The organism is Sorangium sp. So ce367, assembly GCF_051520455.1.
In the GTDB taxonomy this organism is placed as follows: domain Bacteria; phylum Myxococcota_A; class Polyangia; order Polyangiales; family Polyangiaceae; genus Sorangium; species Sorangium cellulosum_B.
The window spans coordinates 2,979,112-2,997,205 of record NZ_CP150334.1; the positions used below are offsets into that span (position 1 = coordinate 2,979,112).

The following is an 18,094-nucleotide window of genomic DNA, read 5'->3' on the forward strand; positions in this document are numbered from 1 at the left end:
GTCTCGATTTTTTTTGACGAGCCCTGCCTGCTCCCGGCGCCTCCGGCGACCTTCACTTCATCGAGGAGATCATCGCGCCGGCGATCGGGTTCGCCGGCTGCGCTCCAGGTCGTGCTTGCTTTCCAATTGGGAGGATCCCGATGCGTTCATTCGCGTTGACAGGGTGGTTCTGTGGTGGGCTGTTGTCGCTCGCGGCCTTCGGCGTGGGCTGTTCCCTATCGGGCACAGGAGATGCTGACGGCCGCATCGTCTCCGGGGAAGACTGCGTCCCGTCGGACGGCGAGGGCAGCGCGCCGGCGCCGAGCTTCCCGGGATCCGGCATGTCGGGCGCCGGCGATTCCATCACCGCGGACCTCGATCCGCTGTCGTGCGGCGCGAGCGCGCGGGGCGTCCCCGTGGACGGGACCGCGCAGGTCGACTGTTATTACACGAACAACGACCCGACGACCCCGATGGCCTTCGTCGAGCGGGTCGTCGAGATCGCCGAGAGCGAGGAGCTCGTGCACGTGCGGCTGACGCTCAACCCCGCGTTCGTCGACAACACGTATGGCGAGACGGCCATCGGGTGGGGCGGCGGCGAGGAGCCCGGCGGCGCGCAGCCTGGCGGCCCGCAGCCCGGCGGCCCGAAGCCCGGTGACGCGCCGAAGCCGAAGGGGCACGGGGGCCACACGTTCAAGGATCTCGTGGGCAGCGACAAGGCCCAGTTCCAGCTGACGAACGGGAAGGGAGAGCTCGTGCTCGACTTCTACGTCGACTACATCTCGGTCGACGAGGCGAGCCCCTCCGGTTATGCGTCGCTCGGCGTGCTCGGCGGAGAGGGCAAGATGCTCCTCGGAGACGCCGGCGCCGTCGTCGCGGCGACCACCTCGCTCGACCGCGATCTCAACGCGTGCGGGTACGGCGCGTACCTCGAAGACTCCCCGGAGACGGACGAGAACTTCACCCCCAATTCGGAGACGCCGAACTGGGATTACCGCGTTGTCTACGACGTGTGGGTGAGCGCCTCGGCGTTCGGCGCGGCGGGCTTCGGCGACGCGACCATCAGCTATGTGCATGCCTCTCCGAGCAAGTACCCGTCGGACACGGTCACCGTGACGCCGGGGCCGTGCCCCACGCCGACGTGTGAGGGCGACGACCCGCCCGCCGGCGGCGGCGGGGGCAGCGATGCAGGTGAGGATCCGGGTGGAGGCGGGGAATGCAAGGAGTCGGGTGAGGCGTGCACGACCAGCACGGACTGCTGCTCGGACAGCGACGTGTGCGCTAGCGGGGTGTGCCAGCAGATCGTGATCCCGCAGTGAGCCGGTGATCCCTGGCTCCGGCGCGCCGGCGCGCCGGCGCCAGGGAGGTGCTGACGAGCGAGGTCATGGTCCTCGCATCCAGCCGCGGCAGGGGCCCGCAGCGCGAGAGGCTCGGGCTCCTGGCGTGACGGGGAGGCGTGAGACGCTCGACGCTCAGCGCGCGGCCAGCGCGAGCAGGCAAGCGCGCAGCTCCTCGGCGCACTCGGGGCACAGGTCGAGGTGCTGCGCGGCCTCGCGCAGCGCCTCCGGCACCGGCGCGCCCTCCGCGACGAGCTCGGCGTACCGCGGCGCGTGTTCCAGCCATTCGTCGCAGGTCAGCTCGTCGGGCTTCGTCGCGAGGACGGCCGTGGCCAGATCGCGGATCTCGTCCTGGGACAGGCGCTTCATGGCGCTCCTCTCGGGGGCATCCCTCCCTGGGAGGGGAGTTCGAACGCTTCTCTCACGTCGTCCTCGCTGAAGCCGCCTGCGGCGAGGCCTTGTCGCAGCTTGCGGCGAGCGTCGTGGGTCAATTTGTACAGGGCATTCCGGTTCATTCCGAGCTGCGCGGCGACCTCGGCCTGGGGCATGCCCTTGAGCTCGGCGATCAACGCCCGGCGCTGCCGCTCGGTCAGCTCGGTATCGAGCACCTGGTACAGGGCGGCGATCATCCGTTCCCTGGCCACATGGGCGTTCGCGTCGGGCGTCGCGACAGCGCTCGGCTCGCCCGTGCTCTCGGTGAGCTGATCCAGCGACACGTCCTTCCAGCGGGCTCGCCGCAGCTCGGTGAGCGCCACGCGGATCGAGATGGTGATCGCCCACGTGGTGAAGCGGCTGGCGCCGCGGAAGGAATCGAGCGCGCCGAGCACCTTCAGCGTGGCGTCCTGGGTCAGGTCGTCGATCTGGGCGTCCCCTACGCTGGCGCGTCCGGCGAGCGCCCGCTGCAAGCCTCCCCGCACGACGTGTCGCAGATCGGCGATGGCGGCGCTCGCCTGCGCGCCAGGTTCGCGGAGGAGCCGCAACCACTCCTCGTTCTCCCGCTCGTTCATCCGGCCGCCTCGAGAAGGTTCTCCCTCCGGAGGTAAGAGCCGGATCCCCCGTGGCGTCTCAGGGACGGAGACGGGGCCGCCGACGAGGCAGCCCCGAGCGACCGAATCCACGAGGGAGAGGCCACCATGTCGACCACCGATCGTACCGTCCAGCTCGCCAACATCCAGGTTACGAACCGCACCGAGCCCAGCCTAGCCGAGTGGGGCGTCCGGATCGAGGCCGTCGGCGGCCGCCTGCTCCGCGCGGGTCTGGCGCTCACGCTGCTGTGGATCGGGGGCATGAAGTTCACGGGGATCGAGGCGCAGGCGATCCGCCCGTTCATCGAGAACAGCCCGCTGTTCTCGTGGACGTATCCTGTGCTGGGTGTCCAGGGGATGTCCAACCTGCTCGGCGTCACGGAGATCGCGATCGGGCTCGCGATCCTGTCCCGGCCGTGGTTCGCCCGGATCGCGGCCGCCGGCAGCCTGCTTGGTGTGCTCACGTTCCTGAGCACGCTGAGCTTCCTGATCACGACGCCCGGGGTGTGGGCGGATGAGCTCGGCGGGTTCCCCGCGATCGGCGCGCTCGGTCAGTTCCTGATCAAGGACGTGGCCTTGCTGGCGATCTCGGTCTGGTCCCTCGGGGAGGCGCTGCGCGCTGCAGGTCGCGAGGCGTAGGGCTCGATCCCCCCGAGTTGTTCGGGGAGATTCACAGCGAGGCGGGGAGACGGGGAGTAAAATCCCATCAATCTCCCCGTCTCCCTGTTCAATTTTTCTCTGACAATGTGACCTGGTGGCCCCCGGCGCCGTGGCCGCCGCGCTCGCGGACGACGCTACTTGCCCAGCAGGGCGTTCATCACCCTGTTGTAGGTCTCCTTCTTCCCGTACTGGTCGTTGAAGAGCAGCGACTGCGAGCTTTGCCCGTTGCACAGCGCCCCGCTCCAGCTGTTGAGCCACGACCTGCCGTCGTTGATCCCCCAGAAGGTGATGGCGGTGCACTTGGGCTCCTTGAAGCAGGCCGCGACAATGTCGTGGTAGTACGTGAGCTGCTCGTCCGCCGTGACCACGCCGCCGCAGCGGTTGATGTCCATCTCGGAGATCAGCACCTCCAGGCCCAGGTCGGTGAAGCGCTTGAAGTTCGCCGCCACATCCGCGCCAGTGGCCTCGTTGTTCGGCGGACCGATGTGCATCTGGAACCCGACGCCATCGATCGGGACCCCCCGATCGACCATGCCCTTGATCATGTTGTAGACGAACTCGACCTTGTCGTTGCGCGCGTCGATGCTGTAATCGTTGTAATAGAGCTTGGCCTTCGGATCCTGCTCTCTCGCGATCCGGAAGGCGAGGTCGATGTAGTCCGCCCCGATCTGGTTGTAGAACACCGTGGGCCTCATGCGGGGATTGCCGACCCCGGTGTCGCTGTCGGTCTGGACGGCCTCGTTGACGACGTCCCAGTGGTCGAGCCGGTCCTTGAAGTGCCCCATGACCTGGGTGATGTGCCTGCGCATGGCCGCCTCGACGTTGGCCTTCCCGGTCATCGAGCTCATCCAGCCAGGCAGCTGGCTGTGCCACACCAGGGTGTGGCCCTTGACCTTCATGTTGTTCTGGCGCGCCCAGTTCACGATGGTGTCCGCGTTGCCCCAGCTGAAATTCCCCGAGCTGGGCTCGAGCGCGTCCCACTTCATCTCGTTCTCCGCCGTCACGTAGTTGTGCTCGGCGGCAGCGACGCGCTTGTAGTCGTTGTTACCGAGACCACCGCCGGAGATGGCCGCTCCGATCAGCAGCGGAGGGTTCGCCTTCTCACCGGCCTCCCTCAGCGTGCTGGCGCTCGCCGCGGGGACTCTGGCGCTGGCGCCGCCGCCCGTACCATCGCTGCCGCCCGTGCCCTCGCCGCCGGCGCCGCCGCCGGTGGTCGCGCCGCCGCCGGTGCCGCTCGTCGCGCCGTTGCTGGCGCTCGTCGTGTCGCCGCTGCCGGTCGTCGCGCCGCTGCTGGCGCTCGTCGTGTCGCCGCTGCCGGTCGTCGCGCCGCTGGGGGTGCCGCTCGTCGTGCCGCCGCTGGTGGTGCCGCCCGTCGCGCCGCCGCTGCCGGTCGTCTCCCCTCCATCGCCGTCACCGCCGTCCGAGCAGCCGGCCGCACACAGGATTGCCGAGAGGAGAAGTGTAAAGGGTGCTGATCTCATGCTCGCATGCTCCAAAGTAAAATGTATTTACTAACTCACGCGACCTGGTGCCTTGATCATCCGCGGGGCCACGTCGCGCGCGGGCGGCACCCGAGGTGGTGCCGAACCGGCAGTATATCGGCCGCTGTCTCCCAAGCATACAGCTTCACGAGGCGGACCCGAAGGATAAGGGGCTCCGGAAGGGAATTCCAGGGCCGTTTGAGAATTTTGACATGGGGATAATGTGCGCCCGAGACCGAGTCGGTGGGGCGCCCTACACGCGGCTCGCCGTGCTCCTGGGGTGCACCTGCTGCTGGGGCGCACCTGCTCCCCGGAACGAGCAGGAGGTCGCCGCATACCTCGACGATCGCGCGACGAAACGTCCTTTGGCGCCGGCGTTCAGAGGCAGCGGGGAGAGGGGAAAGTGATCTTCACATTCCGGGTCTCCTGGCGCGCGGTGGCGTCTCCCGTGCCGGGCTCGCCCACGGCCGTCTCTCCTGTCGTCTGGAGCATGAACCCCATCCCGTCGCCGTCGCCAAGGCGGAACTCGAACGTCGCGGTGAAGGCGTCGGCGGCGAGGGGACGCCGGTAGATGATGGTGCCAGCCTGTTCGTGTCTGGCGTCGGTGAGCACGCCAGACAGCCTGTCGGCATCCCAGGAGGCGTCTCCATTGAAGATCCACTTGTCCGGCGGTGAGACCATGTCCGCGGCGACGCTCACGCCGCGGGCTGTCCCAGCGGGGCACGGCGTCCGACCGGCGTGCACCTCGACGAGCGGCGCCGGTCCATGGCATGGATGGGCCTCATGGCCGAGCGATCCATCTCGATCCCGATCGTCGATAGCAGCCCTGTCTCGGGCGTGATCCACGTCCCGAGGACGCGGGCGAAGCGCTCCGGCGTGGCCGTCGTCCTTGGCCATGGCGCCGGCAACGACATGAACGCGCCGCTCGTCGTCGACGTCGCCGGGCGGCTTCTGGCGCGCGGGCACACCGTGCTCCGCTTCAATTTCGTCTACAAGGAGCTCGGCCGGAAGGCGCCCGATCGGCAGCCGCTCCTCGAGAAGGCGTTCGAGGCGGCGATCGAGAGGGTGCTCGAGGACGGGCCGGAGCGCCTCGTGATCGGCGGCAAATCGATGGGCGGGCGGATCGCGTCGCTCCTCGCGGCCCGCGGCGTCCGCGCGGACGGGCTGCTGTTCCTCGGCTATCCGCTCCACCCCGCGGGCAAGCGCTCCCCGCTCCGGGACGCGCACCTGCCCGCGATCGCCGCGCCGCTCCTGTTCCTTCAGGGCACGCGCGACCCGCTGTGTGATCTCGCGCTCCTCCGGCCCGTCCTGAAGCGCCTCGGGCAGCGGGCCAGCCTGCACGTGATCGAGGGCGGCGACCACTCGCTCGATCTCCTCAAGTCCGCGGGGCGGACCAGGGAGAGCGTGCTCGAGGAGATCGACCTGGCGATCGACGGTTGGCTGAAGGCGCGGGTCCTCGCCGCGCGCCCGAAGGCGCCGTGACGGCGAGGGCCCGCCGCACGGCGCGCCGGCCACGACCACGTAAACGTTCGGATGCAGGAGAACGCGGCCAGAAGCGTGGTGAACGCCTATGGCGGCCGCGCCATGGGCTCAAGAGGACGCTCCACGCCGTGGGATCGGGCCGTCCGCGACGAGCGGCGCGCTCGATGAGCCGCCGTCGTCGCGCTCGCGGCGCGGCGTCAATTGATGATCGCCGGGTCCTCGATCGTGAAGCACTCGACCGACGACGCCGCGTACTTGATCGCGTTGTACCAGAACTGCGAGATCTGGAAGACCTGCGCCGCGGATCTCTCGTAGCAGGGGCTGTTCGGGTCCGTGTACATCTGCGGATTGAGGCACGCGGCCGTCCCGCGCCACTGGCCCGAGTAGGTCACCCACTCGTCGCCGAACGCGACGACATGGCCCTTGCCGATCTCCTCGTGCACCGCGAAATTGTTCCTGCCGTCGGTGCTGTCGACGGTCGCGGTCGTCGATTTGATCGAGCGCGCGATGTAGGCGCCCACGCTCTGGATGTTCCTGCCGAGCGGCGTGTCCTGGTTCCAGGTGCCCACGGCTACGGGGAGATCGCCTCCGAGCGGCAGCGAGCCGCCCCAGCAGTTGCAGTTCGCGCAGCCGCTCTGCGCAGGGTCGATCAGACCGTCGGCATTGAACTGGATGTCGGTGAACGAGAGGAGCTGGTTGGTCGCCGTGATGTCGTGGATGGTGCATCCCTGTCCATTGCACTGATAACCGCTCAGCGCGATGAGGCCGCCGCCGTTGTTGACCCAGTCCTTGAGCGCGTTCACCTCGTCCGGCGAGAACTGCCACGGCTCCCCGTCGTCGTTCTGGGCGCCCTTCGTCACCATCCACTGGAGGAGGATCACGTCGTACTTGGCGAGAAACTCCGCCGTGAGCGTGGGCTTCTCCCGGTTGTAGTTGTCGACCTGGGCCGTGCTCTGCGTGTTGAGCCAATCCTGGAGCGCCGTGGTGCTGTCGCTGCTGCACGGGCCCCAGACGCCTTCGCGGCCGATCGACGCGATGTTGATGCAGGTGCAGTTGCCCGCGTCGTCGCAGGTCGTCTGGTGACCGGCGTCGGGCGGCGGGTCGCCGCCCGGCCCCGTGCTCGTCAGCCCGATCTCGCCGCCGATATCGTCGCCGGTGCTGGTGCTGCTGACGCTGCTGACGCTGCCGGCGCCGCCGCCGCCCTGGGCGACCGCGCCATTCCCCGTGGTGTTGCCGTTGCCGCCCGATGAACAGGCGATGACGGGCAGCCAGAGCGCTGCGAGCACAGCGCAGCAACGCGTCGCGAAATGAAGTCTTGTCATGATCGATGAGACTACCACTCCCCGCGCCTGGCCGGAGAGCCAAAATGGGGGAGGCTCTCCACCCGAAGCGCTACAGGCTGCTTGATTTCCTGCTCCAGCCGCGCGAGCTCCCTGCGCGACAGCTCCGGCGTGAGCGTCGCCCCATGCTCAACCGGCCGGACAGGCGCGAGCAACGATACGAGCTACGAGCGGGGTGATCGACCCTCGCGGTGTCTTTGGCGCAGCTATGCGCACGTGTGGCTGCGGGTGCGTGTGGTGTGGGCGAAAGAAAGCGGTGCTAGGGGAACGGTCGGGAGTGCGGGCGCCGGAAGCGTGCTACGCGGTTTCGTGAGCTCTCGCAGGGCTTGCGTTTGGCACACAGCGTCAGACGTCGACGCGCCGGGTCTGCCGGGAGGATTGAAGCTCTCCCCGGAGGGTGTCGACTCCTTGCCGGAGAGTTGAACTTCGATCTGGAGGGGGTCGACAAGGCGGTGGCCGGGTCAGGTCGGAACGGGCGGCCGGATACACCGGAATGCGCAATGCAGGATTCCATCTTGGCGAAATTCTTGAGACGAGCGGCTGTGATGCACGACCCCCGTCTGCGCTTCACAGGCTGCGAGTAGGGCGGCGCTGCCGAGAGCGTGGCGGCGGACGCGGCGGCGCGTGACGGCGCGAGCTCGTCCCGAAACGTGCCTCGGTTTCGACAGCAATGTCACTGCGGAGCTCGACGAGACCTGCCGCAAACGTTGCCTCGACCGAGCCAGTCGTTTATGTCTGGGAGGGGCCTTTCTGGGGGGCCGGCGCTCGCCGGATGCGTTGAAAGGTCCTTCGCGACGTACGCCAAGGTCCAAAGTGTCGTCCCCTCGAGGAGATTTTCTCATGTGGCTCCATGAATTGAGGAACTGGGTGACTGCCTGCGTCACCCGGACGGCGGTTCGACCGGCATCCATGGTCATCGCCGCTTTTGCCGCGGCGCACGCCGTTGCGGGCTGCACGTTTGGCGATGATCCGCAGAGAGCTCAGCCCATCGTCAGGAACTGGTTCGATCAGCACTGCATCCCCGTGGAGTGCTTGTTCGAATGCTGCCAGGGGTGGGATTACACTACGAGGCCGCTCCTCCACGGAAGAGGTTGGTATGGCCCTCAGTGCGACGAAGTTCGGACAAGAAATGCTGCCTATTCGGAGTATGTTGTTCTGATGTTGGAGCCCCAGAATTGGTGCACTGAGGATTTTACCTTCTTCGAATCGGGGTTCTGTGCGATCGTTGAACCCCCCGACGTCATCAAAGAGTTCGGGTCCGATGGACAGCCCGTGTATGCGGGGCTGAGCTTCGTGGTCTGCCCGCCGAGGGGGCAGCCAGCGGCTCACCCCCTGGAGGATGTGGAGCTCATCCCCGAGGAGTGAGGGGGATAATGATGGTCATGCCTGCGCGCATCCTCGCGATCGCCATTCTCGTAGCCTCCGCCTCCGTCCGACCCTCGAAGGTCTTCGCCCACGAGGGCCCCTGCACGGCCCCCGAGCCCTTCAACGGGTTCTGGGGCGGTGGGCAGGTCCAGCTGAGAGAACGCGTGGCGGGAATTCCGCTCTTCGCCACGACACGCTTTTCGTACAGGCAGATACGATACTCTCCTTGCGCCAGCAGGATGCGCGTGTTCCCTCTCGGGGTCGGCGAAGCGAGCATCAGCGTGGGGGTACCTCTCATCGACAACCGGCGCGGCGGGTGGCTTCTACAAATGGCCGCCAAGGGGCAGGGCTCGCAGAGGCCGAACGAACCCGTGAACGGTGTCATCACCGGCGCGCCCGCCACCGCGGGCCATGTAAATTTCTGGGGAACCTCGCTGCCGCTGATCCAGCTCACGGGGGCGGCGTCGGCGGCCATCATGCCGCAGTCCTCAGACGTTCCCCTGTCGATCGCGTATCTCGGAGGTGTGCGGCTCTATGCTCTTCATGACAAGCACGCGCAAGCGAACTTGGGGATTATGGTCGGCGGCAAGAATGCTGTCGTGAACGCCGTTCCCTCTCTTTCGGTCCGGGGCAGCGATTTGGCGATATGGAATCATAAAGTCGCGATCGGATTAGAGCTCCGCTCACCCATCGAGTTTTCTGGTGGTCCGGCGCCCGTCCGGTGGCGGCTCTGGGGCGCCTTGACCTTCGCGCTCGACAAGCTGGACGACCACGCGCGCGACACGCAAACGCACCGGCCTTCCTTCGACTTGGTCCGTTCACCCGTCGAAGCCGCCCCACCCACCCAGACGGCCTGGGAGATGACGTTATGAACACGTCCGTTCATTCATCGGGCAGCCCGAATCGTTTGCGGCACCTGCGGTGCATCTCTTGCACGTCCCGGATCAAGCTGTTCCTCGTCCTGACTTCGCGGTTAAGTTTTGATTCGTAGATGCTAAACTTCTCTTCTTGCGTTAGATCGTCTTCGCTCAGGTGTGCTGGAGTATCTGTGAATTCGGCGCACTTCTCGAAGCTGTTCACCATGAGCTCGCCAACTCCGCCCTCGTCCACGCATGACGCGCTGTATGTCAAGACGAACAGGAAGTTCAGGTGGTCGCCGATCGCGCCGCAAACGTAGGCATTGGCCAAGGTCTCTCGTACTCTGCACTCTTTTACCTCTTTTTGTAGTGCCTCGACCTTGGCTGCTTGCTCCAATCCGGCGTCGTCCGTTTCTCCCGGAGGAGACGCCGCCGTGGCCGGCGGGATGGCTGTCGGTTTCGCGCGCGCTCTCAACTCTCGCCGGCACGCGCCGAACTCTCGCTTCACCTCCGCATCAGGGATGGACGCCGCGCTCTTGTCCATGGCCGGAGGTCTGGGCTTCCGCGTCGCCCAGCCGACCAGCACGCCACCGCCAAAGACGAGGCCGAGCACGGCCACCGCGATAAGGAGACGAACCATGAGGCCAGCGCTCTCGGGGCGTTCGCTCATGCGTCAATCTCCCTGAGGCTTCGGTGCCTGCTTCGGCATCGGAGGCAGCTTCGGGGGCGTCTCCGTGCACGTCCAGACGAACTCTTTCAGGCTGCGGAGCAGATCGTCTTCGGTGAGCGTCTCACGAACCCGGATCGCGTCCGCGATGAGGCTCGATTCTTCCTTGGTGAGATCGTTCGAGCGAAGATCCGCGGGAACGTCCGAAAGCGCGGCGCAGCTCTCGAAGTTCTTCTCGATGAGATCGGCAGACCTGGACTTCGGCCCGCACATCAACCCATCCTTGGGCAAAGCCATCAGCGCTTTGAACTGGCGAGCCGCGGCGATGCAAAGCTCAGCGTCGACAAGGATCTCGCTTTTTCTGCACCGTTTCAGCTCCACCTCGAGCTCATCCACGGTGGCCGCTCGTTCGGGAGTGTCTTGTCTCTCTTCCCCCGGAGGATCCTCGGCCGCCGAGGCGGTCGCTCGCGGCTCCGAACGGGCTGCCAGTTCTTCTCGACAAGCAGCGAGCGCTCTCCGGTCTCTCCGCACCGAGGGATCCGAAGCAGGATCCGCTCCCTTCTCCTTCGCTGGCGGCCTCCGGTCCAGGAGGGACCTGCCGACCAGTACGCCAGCGCCAAAGGCAGGGACGAGCAGAAGCGTGGCTCCGAGAACACGAATGGCATTCCCCGTTTTCTTGGCGTTCTCCGTCACGACCGGCCCTCTGCTCCAGCCTGCTTCTCCTCCATGGCGCGCGCCTCGTTCAGCGCGAACAGCCGGTCGATCAGCGCGTCCTCGAACGCGCTCCGCGCCTGCCGCTCTCCCGGGGTCGCGGGCTCCGCGTACGGGGGGACCTCCACGTCGTCGAAGCCGTAGGCCGCCAGGACGGCCCGGTCCATCTCCTCGTGGAGGGCGCGCAGCTCGACGATGCTCGGCTCCTTGCACCTTGGGTCCTTGATGAGGTTGTACGTCTCCGTCAGCCCCAGCCGCGACGCCAGCATCCACCGCGCGCGGGCCGCGTAGAGGCGCTCGCCGGCGGCCTCGACGCGGCCGCCCTCGGCGAGGTGGTCCGGGCGAGGGAAGGGGAACGTCTCCACGCAGTCCGACGGCGCGTACCGGAGGCCCTCTCCCATCGTCGAGGAGAGCAGCCGCGCCCACGTCTCGTGCGCGCGCGACTGGAGGACGGCGAAGCGCGCATGGTCGTCGATCGCGAACACACACAGCTGGTCCGAGAACGTCCGGCCCGCGGGCTGGAATGCGAAGCACAGGTGCTTCGTCACCCGCGCCGCGACGAGGCACCGCTCGAGCGGGGCGATCTTGCGCCGGAGCTCAGGCCGCGTGTTGGCGAACTGCCACCAGCGCGCCCGGTGGCCCGCGTCGATCCCGGTGCCCTTCAGGCGATCCCGCGCCGGCTTCACCCGGGTCCGCACGATCGAGAGCAGCGCGGGCCACCGGCCGGCCTCCTCGAGCCCGCGCTCGCCGAAGTCGATCACGTGACGGTGCGGGCTGTGCGAAGGGGACGAGTTGACCTCCTCGCCGCCGAGGAACGGGCGGAGCACCTCGCCGGCCGCAGGATCGCCCGCGAGGAGCGCCCGCGCCTCGCCGTCGGTCAGGACGAAGCCGTCGCCCCGGAGGAAGCAGCCGATGAAGCACAGATCCCGGCTGGCCCCGAGCGGGAGCGGGTCGGGGCGCTCGGGCATCGCGCGCAGGTGCGAGTTGATGTGGCCCACGGGCACGCCGTCGAGCCGCGGCGGCGGCACGCCGTCGCCCGGCGACATGCCCAGCGCGAGGTGCACGACGGCGACGTGGACCGCGGCGTCTCCTGGCCACGGGACGCTGCGCACGGCGTGGTAGATGACCGCGCCCCCCGCCTCGACGAGCGGCCTGAGGCCCGAACGCCGGGTGTCGCCCTGAGCTATCGTGTTCGTGGCGATGAGCCCCACCGTCCCGCGGCGCCCGAGCAGCGCGGCCGCGCGGCGGAAGAAGTGGGCGGCCAGATCGGTGTTCTTCGTGGCGCCGTGCAGCTGCTCGAGCCACGCGGCGTAGAGCTCGCCGTGATCCGTCGAGATCCGCTTCCCGCCCAGGAACGGCGGGTTCCCGACGAACGCGCCGAGCCGCGCCGGCCACGGCTCGCGGGCGCTGCCGGGCTCGTCCGGACGCGGCCCCTGGAACACCTCCGGGAGCTCCAGCGGCCAGTGGAACGCAGGCAATGGCGGCGGCCCCCCGGGCGCCTCCTCGCGGAGCGCCCGCTGCATCGACAGGAGCTCTTCCGAAGGCGGACCGCCGCCTCGGAGCCATGCGATCGCGAGCTCGGCCCGCCGATCGCGCTCCTTCAGCCGGTCACGGTCCTTGTCGTGCGCGAAGAACGCCCCCACGACGAGGTCGCCGAGCAGCCGCGCCCGGGCGATCGCCTCGTCCGCCTCCTCGGCGAGCCGCGCTCGCCGGTGCGCGGCTCCGGCGTCGTCGCCTTCCGGGACGTCCGGCCCCCCCGGGTATCGCAGGCTCGCCGGGAGCTGCGCGTCGTCGCCTTCCGGGACGTCCGGCCCTCCCGGGTATCGCAGGCTCGCCGGATGCTCCGCCTCCTCGGCGAGCCGCCGCCGCAGCTCGAGCGCCCGCGCCACCGCGGCGTCGATCGCCTCGCACAACGGCGGCGCCGGCGCCGCGGGCTTCCAGTGGAAGCCGCGCAGCTGGGCAAGGTCGAGCCCTACGAGCGAGTCGCCGTGCCGGAGGGCGTGATCGACGAACGTGAACGGCTCGTCCTGCGCGCGCGTCACGAGCCAGAGCGACAGCCTCGCCAGGCTCACCGCGAAGGGGTTCTTGTCGGCGCCGTAGAGGCAGCGCCGCGCGACGAGCCGCCGCGCGTGGCTCACGGCGCCCTCGCCCGGCAGGGCGAGCCGCGCCGCCGCCGCCCCGTCGCCGCGCGCGGCCTCGCGCGTCCAGGCGGCCACCACCTCGTCGGCCAGGTACCGGCACGCCTCCATGAGGAACGCGCCGGAGCCCATCGCCGGATCGCAGATCGCGAGCCGGAGGAGCGCCTCGGACGCCGGCTCCTCGCCCAGCTGCCGGAGCAGCGGCTCGAGCGTCCGCGCGACGATCGGCGCGGACAGGCTCCTCGGGGTGTAATGCGAGCTCGTCCGCCGCCGCTCGGCGATCGGCTGGAGGAACAGCCGCCCCGCCCCGAGCACGTCGGTCTCCCTGGCGCGCAGCGGTCCGAGCGCCTCGAGGACGCTGGCCGCGGTCTCGGCGGCGACGAGCGCCCCCCCGAGCCTCGCCGCCTCCCGCCGCGAGATGCCCGCCCGCTCGGCGAGCCACGCCGCCCGCCGCGCCGTCGGCTGCGCGAGCGCCTCGGCCGCGCCCACCCAGACCCTGTCGGGCCGGAGGCACACCGTCGGCCCGGCCGCGCGCTCGACCCGGTAGCCCATGAGCGCCTCGTAGAGGCCACCGAGCTGCTCGACGTCGATCGCCCGGTACGACAGCGGGCGCCCATCGAGCACGAGGAGCCGATCGAGCACCGCGTGCACCGTGCCGTCGTCCACCGACGGCGCGCGCGGCGCCGCGGGGTCGTCCGGGGCCGCGTGCTCCAGGAACGGGTATCGCCCGGGGTCGAAGAGCTGCCCTCCCCGCGCCGGCAGGGTCAGCTCGGGGCGGCGGAGCCCGTGGAACATGGCGCGGAACAGCGCGACGAGCCGCAGCCACGCCCCGAAGCGCCGCCGCAGCGCGCCCGGGCGCGCGCCGCGCTCCGCCGTGAGCTGCTGGAACAGCGGGCGCACGCCGAGGTGCGCCGCGTAGTACGGGTCCGAGGCCGGCAGGAGCCCGCGGTCCTCCGCGTGCAGCAGGAACACGAGCCGGAGGATCGCGGTGAGCAGGCCGCCGTGGAGGTGCTCCGGGCCGCGGGCGAGCGCGTCCTCGAGCGCGCCCGTCTCGTCGCGCTCGGCCGCGTCCTCGAAGCCGCGGAGCAGGACGCCGAGCGCGTCGAAGGCCCGATCCGCGAGCGCGCCCGCGACGTCTGCCTGCTGCGCCCTGCTGTCCCCGGGGACGGGCTGATCCATGCCGAGCGCCCGGAGTGTACGCGAGCGGGGCGCGCTTTGCTGCAGGTTCTACCTGCGCGCGGCCTTCAGGGCTTGATCTTCGCCGCGAGCGCTCGTGCGACCGCCGGCCTCGCCTTGATCGCCTGCTCCCAGCGCGCGAGGTTCGGATACGGCTCGAGCGCGACCCCCATGCGCGCGGCCCCGGAGATCCACGGAAACGTAGCGATGTCCGCGATCGAGTACTCGTCGGCCAGGTGCTCGGACTCGGCGAGGCGGCCGTCGAGCACCTTGTAGATGCGGTCCTGCTCCTGCTGATAGCGCTCGATCGCGTAGGGGATCTTCTCGGGGGCGGCGCTGCGAAAATGGCCGAGCTGGCCGAGCATCGGCCCCACCGCGCCCATCTGGAACATCAGCCACTCGATGACGCGCGACCGGCCCGGCTCGCTCGCGGGCAAGAGCTTGCCCGTCTTCTCGGCGAGGTAGATGAGGATCGCCCCCGACTCGAAGACGGTGACTGGCCCGTTCGGGTGGTCGTGATCCTGCAGCGCGGGGATCTTCCCGTTGGGGTTGATGCGCAGGTACTCCGGCGTCTTCTGCGCGCCGGACCCGATGTCGATGGGCTTGATCTGGTACGCGAGCCCGAGCTCCTCGAGGAGAATGACGGGCTTGTAGCCGTTCGGCGTGGTCCACGTGTACAGGTCGATCATCTGGTGCTCCCTCCCATCCGCGGGGCCCCCGGCACCCGTCCCGGTAGCTGCGGGGATGCTCCCCGGGTGACCCGCGAAGGTCAAGCGAGGGCTGAACGGTCCGCGCGCAGCACGTCGATTTCACCCAAACGAAACCGCGCGAGCGAGGCGCCGTGCGCGCCCAGCACGCCGCCGATGTCGCGGCTGGCGCCGTCTGGGTGGCCCTCGCCGACGCCCAGGACCAGGTGTCCGGAAACTCCTGATGAGGCGGCTGCGGTATCAGCCTGGCGCGATGCCTCCGGCTGCGCGCCCGCCGGGCGCCCCCCGGCCCGCCGGAAAGGCGGCGACTGCGCCCGGTGTCAGACGGATCTACCCTGCGGCGCCGCACAGCATTTGGGCCTTGCGGCGCAGAGCCGGTCTGTGAGATTTTTCGCGGGGGACGCCTCAAAAGGCGACGCGCTAGACAGACCTGGTTCCGCGGCTTCGGTTGACCGATCGACGGATAGTTGGGCAGGCAAGACGGCCGCGCCAGAGCAACATGACCATCTCCACCGGAATGCTCCTTTTGACCGTTCGAGAGCGAAGATGCTGAGTCTCACGAGTGCTCGATGGTCAGAGCTGGAGCACGCATACGGTGCTGCTTCAGATGTTCCAGAGTTGTTGCGCAAACTCGATGGCTTGCCCGTTGCGGAGGGAGAGCAAGAACCCTGGTTCTCACTCTGGAGCTCCCTGGCGCACCAAGGGGACGTTTACTCGGCTTCTTTTGCTGCAGTCCCCTACGTGGTGAAAGCGTTGGCATCCGCTCCGGCCTCTGCCGATTTCACGTACTTTCAGTTTCCGGCTTGGGTGGAGATCTGTCGAGCCAAGAAGAGTATTGTAGTTCCAGAGGATCTTGCCCCGGCTTACTTCGACGCGTTGTCACAGTTGCCATCTCTTGTCGCGGCGGCGGCATCAAGACCTTGGGACGCTAACTTCCTTTTGTGTGCATTGAGCGCCCTCGCCGCTTCGAAGAACCAGCCGGCCGTCGCGGAAGCGGTGCTCGAACTGTCCCCGGAAACGGCAAACGAGTTCATGGAATGGTTGGGCAGCCGCTGATCGACCAAACAACGCGCTGCAGCCGACGCGCGAAGTCGGACGGCGAGAAGCCGGCGAACCAGGTCGTTGCTGCTGATGTGGCACTCGCTCCGCTCGGGACCACGCAGAAGAACGCCAGTCGCCAGGCAGACACGGCAACCCCGCAGGAGGTCCCCGCATGCCCTTCGAAATCCCGCCGCCGCTGCTCGAACGCCTGCGCGCTCGACGTCTTGAGCAACGTCGGCTGCGGGCGACCCGCAGTGCTGCCGGCGCGCCGCGCGAGCAGGCGGGCGGCAACTTCATCGATTCCATTCGACACCTCTTCTCTGGAGCTTCTTCTGTCGATCAGGCGGCCGGGCGGTACGTCGCGGCCATGGACTCCTGGCAGGACGAGGTTGAAGACAAGTACGACGCGTTCCTGCTCGACCCCGGTATGGGACCGATGACCTACCTGACCTCCGACGGCCGCGTCCTCGAGGACCTCCGTGGCTGGGACGGCGATGAGATCGTCGAGGTCGGCGGTTTGCACGCACATTCCGCGCTGATCGCCGGCGCCCGGAAGACGGGCATCGTCGAGCTCCTCGAGCTGATCCCGCAGCCACCTCCGGGGTCGTCGGTCTGCTCGAAGTGCAACGGCAAACGCATCGCTGAACCGGCCCCCGGATCCGGAATCGAGCTCCCCTGCAACGAGTGCGACGCGCGCGGCTGGATCGATGCTGGCTGACTCCCGGATGAACCCGTCGTGGCTCCGCGCTCCACGCCTCGCGCGCAGGTCGAGTCGAGCGCCTCAGCGGCGAAACACGCGTGACGCCCTGGACGCCCTTGACCAGAGGGCCGGCCCGGCCGCCCTGCCGGCGCTCGCGGCCCCCGGAGAGGCGGCGATCGCCGCCGGTGTCAGGCGCATCTGCGCCACCGCGCTGGACACCATTTGCGCCTTGCGGCGCAGAGCCGGTCTGTGAGATTTTGTGTGGGCGAGGTCCCAAGAGGTGACGAACTGGACAGCGCTGGTCCCGCGGCTTCGGTCGAATCTGCTGACCTTTGCAACGCTTGTCCGAGGGCAGAGAAATGAGGCTGACAATCTTTCTGGAGGAGTACGCGAAGCACACGGCGCTCAACATCGGGCAAGTGATGCAAGGCGTCCGGTACTTCTACTCTCATCCGGACTGTGATGATGTCGCGCCGCGAGGGACGTTCAAGCACTGTTTCTTGTCGATGTCCCTTCGAGCGAGGCGAATCGCGAACGACCTCTTCTTCTCGGCCATTCCACCTCACTGGCATCACACGCCAGAGGAGCTCCGCGGGATGCGACCGATCCCGATCAAGAAGTGGTTCTTCTATGGATATTCAGCCTGGCAATTCGACGAGTCCGGAGAGGTCAGAGCGGACCTCGACGGGAGAGAGGATCGAAGATGGGATCCGCGATGCCAGAAGCCACAGACTTGACGGGTCGAGCGCCTGACGACGGCATGCTGTCGGCGGGATCCCGGTCGAGCACGTCCACGTGAGCGCCCCGGCGGTGCTCGATGGAGGCCGTTCGCCATGAAGGTGCAACCCTACAAGCTCGGTTCGCTGGCACCCGATGACCGCTGGGTCGAGCATCGATACCCGGACGCGTGGGATCTCCAGCGCACCACGGGCCCCGATCGCCTGGTGCTCGCGCCGGCCGAACGCCAGATCGACCTCATCCTCGATCTCCTGCGACCGTTGCCGGCGCCGTTCGGTGTTCTCCACGTGCTCGTGGTGTCCCGCTGCGGCAACGCGGCTGCGCGGCGACAGGAACCAGCCCCGATGCAATTGCGAGATGTGGCTGACTTTCTTCGCGAATTCGAAGAGTTCTTCGAGCGCGATGGCCGCCATCACGTCTGGGTCACGTCGTTGCCCTCGCAGAGCACGATCGTTTACGACAACCACAACCTTGTCTACGCGTACGGCCCGCTCGAGCAGTTTGTCGGCCATGCTGAGGCGCGCGGCCTGGCGCGGCGCGCGATCGAGATCCCTGTCCCGCACCATCACTGCTTCAATCTCGAGTATGACGACGCGGAGGCAGCGCTGCTCGATCGCTTCGATTGGATCGAGTTTCCGCTCCAGCCCGGAGACGACCCGTGATCGCGGTGGCTCTCGGTGTCGCCGACGC

18 protein-coding genes are annotated in these 18,094 nt (G+C 68.3%); 9 read left to right on the forward strand and 9 right to left on the reverse strand.

Translation table 11 applies throughout. The annotated features are described in order from the left end of the window. Positions 1 to 140: 140 nt before the first annotated feature. Positions 141 to 1,298 carry a hypothetical protein gene (locus WME97_RS11630; RefSeq protein WP_437551968.1) on the forward strand — a complete coding sequence of 386 codons (1,158 nt, stop codon included), beginning with the start codon at positions 141 to 143 and terminating at the stop codon, positions 1,296 to 1,298. Positions 1,299 to 1,451: 153 nt separating this feature from the next. Here WME97_RS11630 and WME97_RS11635 read toward each other — a convergent pair whose 3' ends face one another. Both WME97_RS11635 and WME97_RS11640 read right to left on the reverse strand, forming a co-directional pair. Beyond that, positions 1,452 to 1,685, reverse strand: coding sequence for a hypothetical protein (locus tag WME97_RS11635; RefSeq protein ID WP_437551969.1), 234 nt, complete (start codon positions 1,683 to 1,685; stop codon positions 1,452 to 1,454). After that, a complete protein-coding gene (locus WME97_RS11640) occupies positions 1,682 to 2,323 on the reverse strand; it encodes a sigma-70 family RNA polymerase sigma factor (RefSeq protein WP_437551970.1) in 642 nt (213 codons plus the stop codon). Before WME97_RS11640 ends, WME97_RS11635 begins: the two co-directional genes overlap by 4 nt. 126 nt (positions 2,324 to 2,449) lie before the next feature. On the opposite strand from WME97_RS11640, the gene WME97_RS11645 reads away from it, so the two are divergent. Then, positions 2,450 to 2,980 carry a YkgB family protein gene (locus WME97_RS11645; protein ID WP_437551971.1) on the forward strand — a complete coding sequence of 177 codons (531 nt, stop codon included), beginning with the start codon at positions 2,450 to 2,452 and terminating at the stop codon, positions 2,978 to 2,980. Positions 2,981 to 3,135: 155 nt separating this feature from the next. On the opposite strand, the gene WME97_RS11650 is transcribed toward WME97_RS11645, so the two are convergent. Continuing rightward, a complete protein-coding gene (locus WME97_RS11650) occupies positions 3,136 to 4,482 on the reverse strand; it encodes an endo-1,4-beta-xylanase (protein WP_437551972.1) in 1,347 nt (448 codons plus the stop codon). Between the two features lie 378 nt (positions 4,483 to 4,860). Beyond that, positions 4,861 to 5,181, reverse strand: a complete 321-nt coding sequence (locus WME97_RS11655) for a hypothetical protein (protein WP_437551973.1) — start codon at positions 5,179 to 5,181, stop codon at positions 4,861 to 4,863. 84 nt (positions 5,182 to 5,265) lie between these two features. Here WME97_RS11655 and WME97_RS11660 point away from each other — a divergent pair, with 84 nt between their 5' ends. Further along, complete coding sequence (locus WME97_RS11660) at positions 5,266 to 5,964, forward strand: alpha/beta hydrolase family protein (protein WP_437551974.1); 699 nt, start codon at positions 5,266 to 5,268, stop codon at positions 5,962 to 5,964. Between the two features lie 197 nt (positions 5,965 to 6,161). Here the strand turns inward: WME97_RS11660 and WME97_RS11665 are convergent, their stop codons facing one another. Further along, positions 6,162 to 7,286, reverse strand: a complete 1,125-nt coding sequence (locus WME97_RS11665; protein WP_437551975.1) for a hypothetical protein — start codon at positions 7,284 to 7,286, stop codon at positions 6,162 to 6,164. Positions 7,287 to 8,144: 858 nt separating this feature from the next. Between WME97_RS11665 and WME97_RS11670 the strand changes: the two genes are divergently transcribed. Both WME97_RS11670 and WME97_RS11675 read left to right on the forward strand, forming a co-directional pair. Beyond that, entirely contained in the window at positions 8,145 to 8,669 is a 525-nt protein-coding gene (locus tag WME97_RS11670) for a hypothetical protein (protein WP_437551976.1), read from the forward strand. Positions 8,670 to 9,040: 371 nt separating this feature from the next. Next, positions 9,041 to 9,541 carry a hypothetical protein gene (locus tag WME97_RS11675; protein WP_437551977.1) on the forward strand — a complete coding sequence of 167 codons (501 nt, stop codon included), beginning with the start codon at positions 9,041 to 9,043 and terminating at the stop codon, positions 9,539 to 9,541. 10 nt (positions 9,542 to 9,551) lie between these two features. On the opposite strand, the gene WME97_RS11680 is transcribed toward WME97_RS11675, so the two are convergent. From WME97_RS11680 to WME97_RS11695, 4 genes are all read right to left on the reverse strand, one after another. Beyond that, positions 9,552 to 10,196 (reverse strand): hypothetical protein, encoded by a 645-nt coding sequence (locus WME97_RS11680; RefSeq protein ID WP_437551978.1) that lies wholly within the window; start codon positions 10,194 to 10,196, stop codon positions 9,552 to 9,554. 3 nt (positions 10,197 to 10,199) lie between these two features. Next, complete coding sequence (locus WME97_RS11685) at positions 10,200 to 10,886, reverse strand: hypothetical protein (RefSeq protein ID WP_437551979.1); 687 nt, start codon at positions 10,884 to 10,886, stop codon at positions 10,200 to 10,202. Further along, the gene (locus WME97_RS11690) at positions 10,883 to 14,221 is read right to left on the reverse strand and encodes a DNA methyltransferase (RefSeq protein ID WP_437551980.1); all 3,339 of its coding nucleotides are present in this window, start codon (positions 14,219 to 14,221) and stop codon (positions 10,883 to 10,885) included. Before WME97_RS11690 ends, WME97_RS11685 begins: the two co-directional genes overlap by 4 nt. Positions 14,222 to 14,286: 65 nt before the next feature. Beyond that, positions 14,287 to 14,907, reverse strand: coding sequence for a glutathione S-transferase family protein (locus WME97_RS11695; RefSeq protein WP_437551981.1), 621 nt, complete (start codon positions 14,905 to 14,907; stop codon positions 14,287 to 14,289). A gap of 564 nt (positions 14,908 to 15,471) precedes the next feature. Here WME97_RS11695 and WME97_RS11700 point away from each other — a divergent pair. The 4 genes from WME97_RS11700 to WME97_RS11715 all read left to right on the forward strand — a co-directional run bounded on the left by WME97_RS11700 (position 15,472) and on the right by WME97_RS11715 (position 18,066). Continuing rightward, the gene (locus WME97_RS11700; RefSeq protein WP_437551982.1) at positions 15,472 to 15,981 is read left to right on the forward strand and encodes a hypothetical protein; all 510 of its coding nucleotides are present in this window, start codon (positions 15,472 to 15,474) and stop codon (positions 15,979 to 15,981) included. A 157-nt stretch (positions 15,982 to 16,138) separates the two neighbouring features. Further along, positions 16,139 to 16,684, forward strand: a complete 546-nt coding sequence (locus WME97_RS11705) for a hypothetical protein (protein WP_437551983.1) — start codon at positions 16,139 to 16,141, stop codon at positions 16,682 to 16,684. Between the two features lie 341 nt (positions 16,685 to 17,025). After that, positions 17,026 to 17,403 carry a hypothetical protein gene (locus WME97_RS11710; RefSeq protein ID WP_437551984.1) on the forward strand — a complete coding sequence of 126 codons (378 nt, stop codon included), beginning with the start codon at positions 17,026 to 17,028 and terminating at the stop codon, positions 17,401 to 17,403. A 102-nt stretch (positions 17,404 to 17,505) separates the two neighbouring features. Then, a complete protein-coding gene (locus tag WME97_RS11715) occupies positions 17,506 to 18,066 on the forward strand; it encodes a hypothetical protein (RefSeq protein ID WP_437551985.1) in 561 nt (186 codons plus the stop codon). Positions 18,067 to 18,094 lie beyond the last annotated feature (28 nt).

What these genes read in the sequence shown, in the direction of transcription:
- WME97_RS11630 (WP_437551968.1), top strand. Translation starts at nt 141, where the DNA reads ATGCGTTCATTCGCGTTGACAGGGTGGTTCTGTGGTGGGCTGTTGTCG.
- WME97_RS11635 (WP_437551969.1), bottom strand. Translation starts at nt 1,685, where the DNA reads ATGAAGCGCCTGTCCCAGGACGAGATCCGCGATCTGGCCACGGCCGTC.
- WME97_RS11640 (WP_437551970.1), bottom strand. Translation starts at nt 2,323, where the DNA reads ATGAACGAGCGGGAGAACGAGGAGTGGTTGCGGCTCCTCCGCGAACCT.
- WME97_RS11645 (WP_437551971.1), top strand. Translation starts at nt 2,450, where the DNA reads ATGTCGACCACCGATCGTACCGTCCAGCTCGCCAACATCCAGGTTACG.
- WME97_RS11650 (WP_437551972.1), bottom strand. Translation starts at nt 4,482, where the DNA reads ATGAGATCAGCACCCTTTACACTTCTCCTCTCGGCAATCCTGTGTGCG.
- WME97_RS11660 (WP_437551974.1), top strand. Translation starts at nt 5,266, where the DNA reads ATGGCCGAGCGATCCATCTCGATCCCGATCGTCGATAGCAGCCCTGTC.
- WME97_RS11665 (WP_437551975.1), bottom strand. Translation starts at nt 7,286, where the DNA reads ATGACAAGACTTCATTTCGCGACGCGTTGCTGCGCTGTGCTCGCAGCG.
- WME97_RS11670 (WP_437551976.1), top strand. Translation starts at nt 8,145, where the DNA reads ATGTGGCTCCATGAATTGAGGAACTGGGTGACTGCCTGCGTCACCCGG.
- WME97_RS11680 (WP_437551978.1), bottom strand. Translation starts at nt 10,196, where the DNA reads ATGAGCGAACGCCCCGAGAGCGCTGGCCTCATGGTTCGTCTCCTTATC.
- WME97_RS11690 (WP_437551980.1), bottom strand. Translation starts at nt 14,221, where the DNA reads ATGGATCAGCCCGTCCCCGGGGACAGCAGGGCGCAGCAGGCAGACGTC.
- WME97_RS11695 (WP_437551981.1), bottom strand. Translation starts at nt 14,907, where the DNA reads ATGATCGACCTGTACACGTGGACCACGCCGAACGGCTACAAGCCCGTC.
- WME97_RS11700 (WP_437551982.1), top strand. Translation starts at nt 15,472, where the DNA reads ATGCTGAGTCTCACGAGTGCTCGATGGTCAGAGCTGGAGCACGCATAC.
- WME97_RS11705 (WP_437551983.1), top strand. Translation starts at nt 16,139, where the DNA reads ATGCCCTTCGAAATCCCGCCGCCGCTGCTCGAACGCCTGCGCGCTCGA.
- WME97_RS11710 (WP_437551984.1), top strand. Translation starts at nt 17,026, where the DNA reads ATGAGGCTGACAATCTTTCTGGAGGAGTACGCGAAGCACACGGCGCTC.